This window comes from Sphingorhabdus sp., assembly GCF_040079335.1.
GTDB lineage: Bacteria > Pseudomonadota > Alphaproteobacteria > Sphingomonadales > Sphingomonadaceae > Sphingorhabdus_B.
Window position 1 is genome coordinate 49,990 of the sequence record NZ_JBEBKL010000011.1, and the last position, 13,167, is coordinate 63,156.

Here is a 13,167-nt window from a genome sequence, read left to right on the forward strand (position 1 = left end):
TAACTCTTATATTTATAGGGATTTTGAAGATGTCGCGCATTTGCGAACTGACCGGTAAGGGTCGCATGGTAGGCAACAATGTGAGCCACGCTAACAACAAGACCAAGCGCACCTTCCTGCCCAACCTGCAGAATGTCACGCTGCTTTCAGACGCTCTGGAACAGGCATTCAAGTTCCGCGTTTCGGCTTCGGGCCTGCGTTCGGTCGAGCATGTTGGCGGCCTCGACAACTGGTTGCTCAAGACCTCGGACGAGAAGCTGAGCACCAACGCCCGCAAAGTGAAGAAGGCCGTTTCGAAGAAGCAGGCTGTAGCCGCTTAATCGCGCCTAATTTGATAGAGTTTCAAATCCGGGGGCGGTTTCCGCCTCCGGTTTTTTAATGCGCAGATTGAGCGCGAATTTCATCAGGATCGTGCGCTGCAGCGCGGTGAAATTGTCGTCGGAAATCATCCAGACGATGATGCGGCCTTCCTCCTCGGTGATTGCCACACCCTCCATATTATCGACCAGAAGTGGCGGCGCGAGTGTTGCGATGACTTTTGGTGCTACCGCCTTGCCTGATTCTATTTCGGCCGGGTCGAGAATTGCCAGTTTCGCGGTAAAGCCGTTGGGAAAACTGATCCGGCGATTGAGGATCAGCAAGCGACCATCGGGCAGCAGCGTCGCATCGGTCGGGCGATATCCCTCCGGCGCTACATAACCGAAGACTGTCGCTCGCGAACCGGGCTCAACGGGATCACCAGAATAGAGATAAGCACTATTGCTGCCATCTGCACGCTGATGCGCTTCGGAAAACAGCACGAACCTGCCATCGCGCAACCGGGCGATTGCTTCGATACCGCCATTTGCCCTCCATCCAATGGTGAAGGTAAGTTTGTTGATGCCATCCACTCTCCCCAAGGAAGGGGAAATACGGCGAACCGCGTGGTGCGCTTCGTAACTGATCCAGATGCGTCCAGAGGCGGGATCATAGGCCATGCCTTCGCTGTCGCGATCCCGATAATCGATTGTATCGCCAAAGGCGCCGGGAAGGGCGGCGATGAAGCTATTCTCCATCCGGTCGCTCTGTCCAAGGGTGAAGCCGATCAAGGTTCCGGCGTCGCTGACCGCAAGAAATCGGCTGTCGCGTGTGACGACCAAAGCGGAAATTCCGCCGAAATTGCTATTATCACTCTGCAATTCCCACGCGTTCAGAAATGTCAGTGCGCCCACTTTCGTGCGTTCGAGATTGGTTTCATCAAGCGCCAACGGCAGCAGCTCGATCCTTTGGCTATCGTTGCGCGAATAGACGCGGTGGCCACCGACCGAGGCCGCCATCAGCAGCAAGAGCAGCAATATCCGGGGCAGGCGGTGGCGCATCGTCGCACTCATAGCATTCATCTAAAAAAGCCCAAGCCTGAACAGGAGATAACATCCGCATTCAGCAAAGGCTCAAGCCGAATCGCCTAGCCAATGCTCAACAGGGCAAAATTCGAGGCGGGTTGGGAGCAAGAACCCGCCAGCGCAAAGGAGAAAGAAGATGAACATGAAAAAGTCACTCGGCGCACTGGTCGCAGCCGCAACTCTGGTTACCGGCTTTTCGGCGACCCCGGCCTTTGCCGATCGTTATGACGATGATGGCTATTACAGCTATCGTGACCGCGACAATCATCGTTACAGCCGCCGCGATCGTGGATATCGTTGCGACAAGGGTACCGGCGGCACGATCATTGGCGCAGTTGCTGGCGGACTGGCAGGCAATGAGATAGCGCGTCGGGGAAGCAAAACCGAAGGCGCCATCATCGGTGCCGCAGTTGGTGCACTCGCCGGCCGTGCGATCGACAAGTCGGACAGCAACTGCCGCCGTCGCTATCGTTAATTGGTAACAATTGAAACTTGTCGCCGCATAGCCACTGGCGCTATGCGGCGGCATGGCAAATCCAGTCGATTCCGCGCGTGCGGCCATCCGGCCGATGTTCCGCGCATCCGAACCCGAAACTCTCGCACCGCTAGTCGCCGCAGCACAGCTTTCGGCAACTGAGCGCGATGGTGTGGTTACCCGAGCGCGCGACCTGCTGGGCGAATTGCGCGCGGCGCAGACCGACGGCTGGGTCAACCAGTTCCTTCAGGAATATCGCCTGGGCACTGAAGAAGGTACCGCGCTTCTCTCGCTCGCCGAGGCATTTCTGCGCGTGCCCGATGCGGACACGGCCGACCTGTTGATCGCCGATAAGCTGGGCGATGCCAATTGGCGTTCGCACAGCGGCAAATCCGCAAGCCTGCTGGTCAACAGCGCGACCTGGGGATTGGTTCTGGGCAAAGCGATGGTCGGCGAAGATGGACGCGGCGTGTTGCGCAAATTGGTGTCGCGCGCAGGCGAACCTTTCGTCCGTCAGGCCGTAGGCGCTGCCATGCGCCTCATGGGGCAGGTGTTTGTCATGGGCCGCACCATCGACGAAGCGATCAAGCGCATGGAGGCATCAGAGAATAAAGGCTTCACCGCCAGTTTTGACATGCTGGGCGAAGCTGCGCGCACCCGCGCCGATGCCGAACGTTATTTCGAGGCCTATCGGGGCGCCATTGCTGCTGTAGGTGCCAATCCGGCACGCGGGCATAGCGTTTCGGTAAAGCTCTCCGCGCTTCATCCGCGCTATGAAACCGCCAAGGCAGCTACTTGTGTTTCCGAATTGTCCGCGATGCTGATCGATCTGGCGCGTCAGGCTGCAGCGGCTGGTGTGCAACTGACGGTTGATGCCGAAGAGGCCGCGCGGCTGGAAATGAGCCTCGACATCATCGAGGCCGCAGCGCGCGATCCGCAGCTCAAGGGCTGGGACGGGCTTGGTATGGCTGTGCAGGCCTATTCAAAGCGCGCCCGCCCGGTGCTCGCATGGGCCGATGCATTGGGGCGCGATACCGGCCGCATCATGCAGGTCCGGCTCGTCAAGGGTGCCTATTGGGATAGCGAGATCAAATGGGCGCAGGAACGCGGGCTTTCCGATTATCCGTTGTTCACACGCAAGCCTTCGACCGATGCCTCTTATCTAGCCTGCGCGAAAGATATGTTGCGCGCCTCCAATATCCGCCCCGCCTTTGCCACGCACAACGCGCTGACCGTTGCGACCATCCTCGAATGGGCCGGGCAGACGCGCGATTTCGAATTTCAGCGGCTGCACGGCATGGGGCAGGGGCTGTTCGAACGGTTGGTGCAGGATGACGGCTATCACTGCCGCATTTACGCGCCAGTGGGCGGGCATCGCGATCTGCTCGCCTATCTGGTCCGTCGCCTGCTCGAAAATGGCGCGAACAGCAGTTTCGTGCACCAGCTGGCCGATGAGGAAGTGAGCGAAGACGAACTGCTCGCCGATCCGGTCGAGAAAGTCATGGAAGTTGGCGGCACACGCCATCCGGCCATCCGCCTGCCGTCCGAATTGTTCTTGCCCGAACGCTCGAATAGTGAGGGAATGGATCTGGAGGATGCAGCGGTGCTGGCCGAGATAGCTGGCAAGGTTGCTTCTATGCCAGCGGTGCCAGCGGACATCGATGTCGATGTGGCAACCGCGATTGCTGCGGCAGAGGCGGCCTATCCGGCTTGGTCTGCGACGCCGGTTGAAGAGCGGGCCGCTTGTCTCGATAGGCTCGCTGACCTGTTGGAGGAACATCGCGCGGCCTTGATGGCGATTGCGGTGCAAGAGGCCAAAAAGACGATTCCCGATGCGCTCGCCGAAGTGCGCGAGGCGGTCGATTTCTGTCGCTATTATGCGGCGCGGGCGCGTGAGGATATGCGGCCGGTCGAACTGCCCGGGCCGACAGGGGAGCGTAATGTGCTGCGCTATGAAGGCCGCGGCGTCTGGGCGGCGATTGCGCCGTGGAACTTCCCGCTTGCTATCTTTTTAGGGCAAGTGGCGGCTGCACTCGTCACCGGCAATACAGTTGTTGCTAAGCCTGCTCCACAAACACCTGATATTGCGCGATATTCTATCGACCTTGCACGCAAGGCCGGCATCCCCGCAGGCGCCATCCAGCTTGTGACCGGAGACGGTAACATAGGTCAGGTTCTTCTGAATGATCGCCGCATCGTCGGCACCGTTTTCACCGGCTCCGTCCCCACCGCCAAAGCCATCGCCCGCAACCTCCTCATCGACGATGCCCGACCTTTGGTACCGCTGATCGCCGAAACCGGCGGTTTGAACGCGATGTTCGTCGATTCGACTGCGCTTTCCGAACAGGTCGTACGCGATGTCGTCATCTCCGGCTTCCAGTCCGCCGGACAGCGCTGTTCGGCTCTCAGGCTCTTGTTGCTGCAGGACGAAATTGCCGAGCACACCATCGAAATGCTTGTCGGCGCGATGAAAGAACTGGTGGTCGGTGATTCTGCCAATCCAGCGAATGACATCGGCCCGGTTATCGACAAAGCGGCCTATGACCGGCTGATGGCCTATCGTCAGAAAGTCGCCGACCGGATCGTGTTTGAGGTTCCGGTGCCCACCGACGGCCTGTACATCCCGCCAACGCTGGTGCGCCTTGATAGCCTCGATGACCTCAACACCGAATGGTTCGGCCCGATCGTCCATGTGGCGACTTGGCCTGCAGGCAAACTGGAAGAGACCATAGCGGCGGTCAACGCAAAGGGCTTTGGCCTGACCATGGGTCTGCACAGCCGCATCGCGCGGGTTTCTGAACTGGTCGAAAGCACAGCACGGGTCGGCAATCTCTACATCAACCGGTCGATGATTGGTGCCGTCGTCGGCAGCCAGCCCTTTGGCGGTGAGGGGCTTTCGGGCACTGGTTCTAAAGCAGGCGGGCCCAATTATCTGCACCGCTTCTGCGCCGAACGGACGACCAGCATCGACACAACTAGCGCGGGAGGCAATGCGTCTTTGCTTTCGCTGGAGGATAGCTAAAGAAAAGGGGCGGTGCGCGATCCGGCACCGCCCCTCCCCCGTTAACGAAATTGCCCCCCGTTAACGGTGTCCCTGTTGACGAAAATTCTCAGTCGCGCGTGGCCTTGATGTCTTTCATGCTGCGTTCCAGATCGCGACCCATCGCCTCAAACTCGGGCATCATGGTTGCGAAGGCTGATGCAAATCCGCTCAGCATCGTCATCATCTGACGGCTGCCCTTGCCCAACTCACGCGGAAGGCGTTCCGCATCGCGACCTGCCAGATCGGCAACGGTCGCATCTTCGCGGATACGCTTCTCGATTGTTCCCGGACGCGCTTTTTCTATAGCAGCGGCAAATTTACCGACGGGTAGGTCGAGCATGGTTTCACCCATGCGTTCGACGATAGCGGCAACTCCATTCTGGACCCGTGGGTCGATCAGATCTTTGGCCAAATCGTTTAGTTTGGCTTCGGCATCACGACTGTCGCGCTCGCTATTCGCAAGTGCTAGCGGCGCAGCGGTCGACACTTCACCTGTTCCAGCAACGAACTGGATTTCCTGATACTCAGCAGCTTTCGCTCCCGGCGCGAATGCGAGAAGCAAGACTGCAAAACCGGCCACTGCCGGAACCCGCAAATCAATCGAGCGCATGGCCCATCACCCCAAAATTGCCTGCTGTTCATGCAGGCGCGCGACAGACCCCATTTCGGTCTGAACTCGCTGCCATTAGCAAACCAAGGCTGACGTCGCACTGAACAATGCTGTCAATAAACAGCAAGCAAGGTAAATGGTTGTAAAATTCCGTGCCGACTGCGCCTACTCGGCGGCCACGCTCGCCAAAGCATCTGAGAGCGGATGTTCGAGTCGAGACAGCATCTCTTTCGGGCACACCTGCCAAAACTCGCCGCGTCGCCGTTCCCAATCCTCGATGATCGAGTTCGACCACTGGCTGTCGGTGGCCGCGGCATGTTCGGTGATCAGTGCCTTCAGCCCTGCTTCCCAAAAGGCGCTATCGAGGCGTTGCCAGACGATACCGTCGGGGTTGGCGCGTTCTGCAAAACGACCATCGGGATCGAGGACAAACGCCATGCCGCCTGTCATCCCTGCGCCAAAATTGCTGCCAGTTTCGCCGAGAATCACGGCGATCCCACCGGTCATATATTCGCAGCCATTGGCGCCGCAGCCTTCAACAACTACCTTCGCGCCCGAATTGCGCACGGCAAAGCGTTCGCCCGCCTGACCAGCGGCAAACAGCTTCCCGCTGGTCGCGCCATAAAGGACGGTGTTGCCGATGATCGAGTTGTGCTGGCTTTCAAGGTTTGAACTTACCGTCGGACGCACCACGATCTTGCCGCCGGACAATCCCTTGCCGACATAGTCATTGGCGTCGCCAAAGACTTCGAGCGTGATGCCCTGGCAGAGGAAGGCACCAAGCGATTGCCCCGCAGACCCGCGCAGTCGGACGTGAACATGATCGGCTGCAAGCCCCTTCATCCCATATAGACGGGTAATCTCTGAGCTCAATCGTGTCCCCACTGCCCGGTGCGTATTGCGGACATTGTAGGTGAGTTGCATCTTTTCGCGTCTGTCAAAAACGGGCTGCGCGTCCTTGATGATCTGCGCATCGAGGCTGTCCGGAACAGGATTGCGGAAGCCTTCGATGTGGAAACGACGAGCCTCGTCCGGTGCATCAACCTTGGCGAGGATGGGGTTGAGGTCAAGGTCGTCGAGATGCTCGGCACCGCGATTGACCTGACGCAGCAATTCGGTGCGACCGATCACTTCATCGAGCGAACGGAAGCCCAGCTTGGCGAGGATTTCGCGTACTTCTTCGGCGATAAAGGTCATCAGATTGATGACCTTTTCGGGCGTGCCGGTGAATTTGGTACGCAGCTTTTCATCTTGCACGCAGACACCGACAGGGCAGGTGTTAGAATGGCACTGCCGTACCATGATACAGCCCATGGCTACAAGGCTGAGTGTACCGATGCCGAATTCCTCGGCACCCAATATCGCTGCGATCACGATATCGCGCCCGGTTTTGAGGCCTCCATCGGTGCGCAGTTTCACACGATGGCGCAGGCCGTTGAGGGTGAGCACCTGATTGGCCTCGCTCAAGCCCATTTCCCAAGGCGTTCCCGCATATTTGATGCTGGTGAGGGGGCTGGCGCCGGTGCCGCCTACATTGCCAGATACTAGTATAACGTCGGCATGTGCCTTGGCGACTCCCGCCGCAATCGTTCCGATACCTGCCGCGCTGACCAGCTTCACGCATACCCGCGCGCGCGGGTTGATCTGCTTTAGATCGTAGATCAGCTGCGCGAGATCCTCGATCGAATAAATGTCGTGGTGCGGGGGAGGGGAGATGAGCGTCACGCCCGGCGTCGAATGGCGCAGCCGCGCAATCATCTCGGTCACCTTGAAGCCGGGAAGCTGCCCGCCTTCGCCGGGCTTTGCCCCTTGCGCGACCTTTATTTCTATTTCCTCGCACGCACCCAGATATTCGGCCGTGACACCGAAACGCCCGCTGGCGATCTGCTTGATCACGCTGTTGGCATTGTCGCCATTTTCGTAAGGGGTGAAGCGTTTACTGTCTTCGCCGCCTTCGCCGGATACTGCTTTCGCGCCGATCCGGTTCATAGCGATGGCCAGCGTTTCATGCGCTTCGGGCGAGAGCGCGCCGAGCGACATGCCAGGGGTCACGAAGCGTTTGCGGATCTCGGTGATCGCCTCCACCTCGTCGAGCGGTACGCCGTCCTTCGGGAAGTTAAACTCCATCAGGTCGCGCAGATAGATGGGCGGCAATTCACGGACGCCAGCGGCAAATTGCAGATAGGTCGAATAGCTGTCCTTGGCGACCGAGCTCTGCAGCAGGTGCATGAGGCCGGCCGAATAGGCATGCGCCTCGCCATCCTTGCGCTGCTTATAGAATCCGCCAATCGGCAGACGTGCAACCGCGCTGTCGAATGCGCCCGCGTGCCGGTCGCGCGCGTTAACGAACAGCGAATGATAGCCTTCGCCCGAAATCTTGTTCGGCATGCCGGGGAAAAAATCGTTGACCAGCGCGCGGCTCAGGCCAACCGCCTCGAAATTATAGCCACCGCGATAGCTGGAGATCACAGCGATCCCCATTTTGGACATGATCTTGAGCAGGCCTTCATTGATCGCCGTGCGGTAATTTTCGACAGCTGTGCTAAGTGACTTGTCGCCAAACAGGCCGCGCGCATGACGGTCTGCAATTGACGCTTCGGCGAGATAGGCGTTCACGGTGGTTGCACCCACACCGATCAGAACGGCGAAATAATGCGTATCAAGGCATTCCGCCGAACGTACATTGACCGAGGCATAGCTTCGCAGACCTGCACGAACGAGATGCGTGTGAACGGCGGCGGCGGCCAAAACCATCGGAATGGCGATGTGCTCTGCACCAATAGTTATGTCGGTCAGGAAGAGTTCGGTCTGGCCCGAACGCACAGCGGCCTCGGCATTCTCACGAATGCGGCGGATGGCCGCGCGCAGCCCGGTTTGCCCTTCGGCAACCGGATAAGTGCAATCGATCTCGGCTGCTGCCTTCCCGAATGCGGCCTTCAAGCGCCCCCATTCGGCATTGGTGAGGACAGGGCTTTCCAGCACGAGAACGTCGCTATTCTGCCCGGTCTCGTCGAGAATGTTCGCAAGGTTTGAAAAGCGCGTCTTCAGGCTCATCACATGCCGCTCGCGCAGTGAATCGATAGGTGGGTTGGTGACCTGGCTGAAATTCTGACGGAAGAACTGGCTGATGATGCGCGGCTTGTCCGAAATCACCGCGAGCGGTGTATCGTCGCCCATCGACCCGACGGCCTCCTTAGCGTCTTCGACCATGGGTGAGAGGATCATTTCCATATCTTCGAGGGTCATGCCTGCTGCTACCTGCCGTCGTGTCAGTTCGGCACGGGTCCAGTCGAGCGATGAATCTTTGCCTTCCGGGAGGTCGTTTATGCTGCGGAAGCCGCCAACGAGCGCGGCATAATCCTGCTCGGCAGCGACTCGATCCTTGAGCTCGCCGTCACGATAGAGTTTGCCCTCGTCGAGATTGACCGCGATCATCTGGCCGGGGCCAAGGCGACCCTTTTCGACGATGGTGTTTTCGGGAACGATGACCATCCCCGTTTCGGACCCGATGATGAGGAGGCCATCATTGGTGCGGCTGTAGCGTAAGGGGCGCAACGCGTTGCGGTCAACGCCTGCCACCGCCCAATGCCCATCGGTCATGGCAAGAGCGGCGGGACCATCCCAAGGCTCCATCACACTCGCCATATATTCGTACATCGCCTTGTGGTTGGCGGGCAGGTTCGGGTTTGATTGCCACGCTTCGGGAATCAGCATCAGCTTTGCCGTCGGCGCTTCCTTGCCCGACCGAACCAGTGTTTCGAACACCGCATCGAGTGCGCCGGTATCGGAGGCCCCTGCCGGGATCACGGGCTTGATATCGTCCGAATGGTCACCGAACGCGATAGAAGCCATCTTGATCTCGTGGCTTTTCATCCAGTTCTGGTTGCCACGAATGGTGTTGATTTCACCATTATGGGCTAGCGAGCGGAAGGGTTGTGCCAGCCACCATTGCGGGAAGGTGTTGGTCGAATAGCGCTGGTGGAAAATCGCTACGCGGCTTTCGAAGCGATCATCCTGCAAATCAGGATAGAAGATCGACAGGCTCTCGGCGAGGAACAGCCCTTTATAGACGATCGAACGGCACGACAGCGAGCAGATGTAGAAATCCCGGATTTGCGCGGCAATCACTTTCTTCTCGATCCGGCGACGGACGAGGTAAAGGTTCTTTTCAAACTCGACGGCATCCACATCCTCGGGCATCGGCCCAGCGATCATGATCTGCTCGATCTCGGGCCGCGTGCGCTGCGCTTTGTCGCCGATGACTGAGACATCGACCGGAACCTGCCGCCAGCCATAGATGGTGTAGCCAGCCTCGATGATCTCTGCTTCGACAATCGTGCGGCATGCCTCCTGAGCGCCCAGATCGGTGCGTGGCAGGAAGACCATGCCGACGGCGAGCCGGTTCGGTTGTGGCTTGTGACCCGCAGCGGTGATCGCATCGTCGAAGAAGCGCACGGGCAGGTCGACATGAAGGCCAGCGCCATCGCCGGTCTTTCCATCGGCATCGACCGCACCGCGATGCCAGACAGCCTTCAGCGCCTCGATCCCGGCTGCGACCACCCGGCGCGAAGGCTTGCCATCGGTGGCCGCTATCAGGCCGACGCCGCACGCATCGCGCTCGGTTTCGGGATAATACATGCCTTCGCGGGCAAGGCGATCATGTTCGGGGGAGGGGAGGTGGTGGGTCATGCCGCAACCTTTTCTTTTGCTTTATGGCTTTGCATCCAGTGGTGCATATGTTCGACCACATCGCGGCCATCCTTGATCGCCCAGACGACTAGGCTGGCGCCGCGGACGATATCGCCGACGGCAAACACGCCGGACAGGTTGGTCATGCCGGTGACATGATCGGCACGGATTGTGCCCCAGCGGGTGACGTTGAGGTCAGGGGAACCGAACAGGTTGGGCAGGTCTTCGGGTTCGAAACCGAGCGCCATGATGACCATGTCAGAATTCAGCGTGAAATCGCCTTCCGGATCCTCCTCCGGCGCGCGGCGACCGCTGGCGTCGGGTGCGCCGAGGCGCATCTTGCTGACATGCACTTTCTCGACAGCATCCGTGTCGTCAAACGCCTTGGGCGCGGAGAGCCAGACGAACTCGACGCCTTCTTCCTCTGCATTGGCAACTTCGCGCTGGGAACCCGGCATATTGTCGCGGTCGCGGCGGTAGAGGCACTTGACCGATTTTGCCCCTTGGCGGATCGCGGTGCGGACGCAGTCCATCGCTGTGTCGCCGCCACCGACGACGACGACATTTTTGCCCTTGGCATCCAGCGTGCCGTTGTCAAAGGTGGGCACCACATCGCCAAAGCCCTTGCGGTTGGAGGCGGTCAAATAATCGAGCGCCGCGTGGATGCCGCGCAAACCAATGCCGGGTGTCTTGATGTCGCGGGCCTTGTAAACGCCCGTTGCGATGAGGATGCTGTCATGCTTTGCGTGCAATTCATCGAGGCTGGCGTCGCGGCCCACCTCGAAATTGGCGTGGAAAACCACGCCGCCTTCGGCCAGCCGGTTGATACGGCGCATCACGACGTTCTTTTCGAGCTTGAAGCCGGGAATGCCGTAGGTCAGCAAGCCGCCCATCCGGTCGTTGCGGTCATAGACATGCACATCATAGCCCGCGATGCGCAGCTGCTCCGCCGCGGTCAGTCCGCCGGGGCCGGCGCCGATGATGCCGACCGATTGGCCGCGCGCGGGGCCGACTTCGATGGGTTCGACCCAGCCCTCGGACCAGGCGGTGTCGGTGATGTATTTTTCGACTGAGCCGATGGTGACGGCACCATGGCCCGAAAATTCGATCACGCAATTGCCCTCGCAGAGGCGGTCTTGCGGGCAGATGCGGCCGCAGATTTCGGGCATGCTGCTGGTCAAGTTTGAAAGCTCATAGGCTTCGCGCAGGCGGCCCTCTGCGGTCAGGCGCAGCCAGTCTGGGATGTGATTGCCGAGCGGGCAGTGGACCGAGCAATAGGGCACGCCGCATTGCGAGCAGCGTGACGCCTGTTCGGCGGCTTTTTCGGGGGCGTAGCGGTTGGCGATTTCGGCGAAGTCTTCGGCGCGCAGGGTCGCCTCCCGTTTTTCGGGGAAGGATTGGGTGGTGCCGACAAATTTGAGCATGCGTTCTTGTGCCATGGCGCGGCCATAGCCAAAACTGACAAAGCTGACATCAAGAAAATGCCCTAATAGGGCAAATATACTGACCTATTTCACCGCATTTGAAACCAAGTTAGTTCCACCTGCAACTTTATTTCAACATAAAAGGACCGAAACGGACATTACCGCATTTCCAGCCACACCAAGGCCGCCACCCCCGCAACGATTCGGTACCACGCAAAGGGCCCAAAGCCATAGCGCGTCACCACCGCGAGGAAGGCCTTCACTACCGCCCAAGCGACCAAGAACGACACCACAAAGCCCACCGCCAGCAAGCCCATATCATCCGCGCTCACCTCGCTCCTGTGCTTGTAAAGCTGCAACACCGTCGCCCCGGTCAGCGTCGGCAAAGCGAGGAAGAAGCTGAATTCGGCGGCGGTCTTGCGGTCGACCCCCATCGCCATCGCCCCCAATATCGTCGCCCCCGAACGCGACACGCCCGGGATCATCGCCAGACATTGGACGAGGCCCACCGCGGCCGAGCGTTGCCAGCTGATTTCGGCCACGCCGCCCGCATCGCTGGTCTTCGCATATTTCTCCACCACCAATATCGCAAAGCCGCCGATGATCAGCGCCCATGCGACGATGACGGCGTTTTCGAGCATCATCTCAATCGCGTCACCAAAGGCCAACCCCAGCACCACGGCGGGGAAAAAGGCGAGCAACAGGTTGCGGGTAAAGGCCACTGCCTTCGCATCCCATTTGAACAGCCCGGTAAACACCTCCCAAAATGTCCGCCAATAAAGCACGACAATGGCCAAGATTGCGCCGGGCTGGATCGCGATGTTGAACAGCGCCCAGCGCTTGGCATCATAACCCATCAGCTCGGTCGCGAGGATCAAATGCCCGGTCGAGGAAACGGGGAGGAATTCGGTGATCCCTTCCACAATGCCCAGGATCACGGCGGTCCAGAATTCACTCATGCAGTCATTGCCCCTTTGTGCAGGTCAAGCGCGCGGATCAAGCCGCCGCCGCATCACCAAAGCGGCCATGCTTGCGATAGAGCGTCATCCAGTCATGCGCCACCGCATCCAAAGGCGTCGGCACGATGCCGAGCGCGGCAAGCCCGTCTACCCCCGACACCACATTGTCATGCGCCAGCATTTTGAGCTGATCGCCCGAAATCGGCCCACCGGGGATGAAGCTGAGCAGCTTGGCCGCGGCATCAGGCACCGGCACGAACAGCTTGTTGTGGCCGGTTGCCTTGGCAATCCATTCGTTCAATTGCAGCATCGAGAAGACCTGCGAGTGCCGCCACCACAGCGCGTGCCACATCGCCGACAAACACCGGCTGGAATTTCGTCTCCGCGCCAATTACCGGCACAACGGGCAGCATCCGGATCAACCCGGCAAAGCGGTTGATAAACGCATCCTCCCGCCCAAAAATGATCGAGGGGCGCAAGATGGTCGCGCTGGGGAAGGCCGCGCGCACCGCCGCCTCGCCACCCGCCTTGCTGCGCCCATATTCGGCTTCGCTTTCGGCATCCGCGCCGATGGCAGACATATGG

Annotated in this window: 8 protein-coding genes and 1 pseudogene; 3 read left to right on the forward strand and 6 right to left on the reverse strand. The window is 59.5% G+C overall.

Translation table 11 applies throughout. The features are described 5' to 3' along the window. Positions 1-29: 29 nt before the first annotated feature. Positions 30-320: a 50S ribosomal protein L28 gene (gene rpmB / locus ABL922_RS05280; RefSeq protein WP_349023160.1), complete on the forward strand. Its 291-nt coding sequence runs from the start codon at positions 30-32 to the stop codon at positions 318-320. A 6-nt stretch (positions 321-326) separates the two neighbouring features. On the opposite strand, the gene ABL922_RS05285 is transcribed toward rpmB, so the two are convergent. Beyond that, the gene (locus ABL922_RS05285; RefSeq protein ID WP_349023161.1) at positions 327-1,379 is read right to left on the reverse strand and encodes an esterase-like activity of phytase family protein; all 1,053 of its coding nucleotides are present in this window, start codon (positions 1,377-1,379) and stop codon (positions 327-329) included. A 139-nt stretch (positions 1,380-1,518) separates the two neighbouring features. On the opposite strand from ABL922_RS05285, the gene ABL922_RS05290 reads away from it, so the two are divergent. Together ABL922_RS05290 and ABL922_RS05295 are read left to right on the forward strand one after the other, a co-directional pair. Next, the gene (locus tag ABL922_RS05290) at positions 1,519-1,857 is read left to right on the forward strand and encodes a glycine zipper 2TM domain-containing protein (protein WP_349023162.1); all 339 of its coding nucleotides are present in this window, start codon (positions 1,519-1,521) and stop codon (positions 1,855-1,857) included. A 52-nt stretch (positions 1,858-1,909) separates the two neighbouring features. Further along, positions 1,910-4,879, forward strand: coding sequence for an L-glutamate gamma-semialdehyde dehydrogenase (locus ABL922_RS05295; RefSeq protein WP_349023163.1), 2,970 nt, complete (start codon positions 1,910-1,912; stop codon positions 4,877-4,879). An 88-nt stretch (positions 4,880-4,967) separates the two neighbouring features. On the opposite strand, the gene ABL922_RS05300 is transcribed toward ABL922_RS05295, so the two are convergent. The 5 genes and pseudogenes from ABL922_RS05300 to ABL922_RS05320 form a co-directional block, all read right to left on the reverse strand. Continuing rightward, positions 4,968-5,510, reverse strand: a complete 543-nt coding sequence (locus ABL922_RS05300) for a hypothetical protein (RefSeq protein WP_349023164.1) — start codon at positions 5,508-5,510, stop codon at positions 4,968-4,970. A gap of 165 nt (positions 5,511-5,675) precedes the next feature. Next, a complete protein-coding gene (gltB, locus tag ABL922_RS05305) occupies positions 5,676-10,199 on the reverse strand; it encodes a glutamate synthase large subunit (protein WP_349023165.1) in 4,524 nt (1,507 codons plus the stop codon). Then, positions 10,196-11,638, reverse strand: coding sequence for an NAD(P)-dependent oxidoreductase (locus tag ABL922_RS05310; protein ID WP_349023166.1), 1,443 nt, complete (start codon positions 11,636-11,638; stop codon positions 10,196-10,198). The genes gltB and ABL922_RS05310 overlap by 4 nt, the downstream gene beginning before the upstream one ends. A gap of 143 nt (positions 11,639-11,781) precedes the next feature. Continuing rightward, the gene (locus tag ABL922_RS05315) at positions 11,782-12,582 is read right to left on the reverse strand and encodes an undecaprenyl-diphosphate phosphatase (RefSeq protein WP_349023167.1); all 801 of its coding nucleotides are present in this window, start codon (positions 12,580-12,582) and stop codon (positions 11,782-11,784) included. Positions 12,583-12,619: 37 nt separating this feature from the next. Continuing rightward, positions 12,620-13,167: pseudogene (locus tag ABL922_RS05320) on the reverse strand (sugar nucleotide-binding protein); the annotation flags it as partial.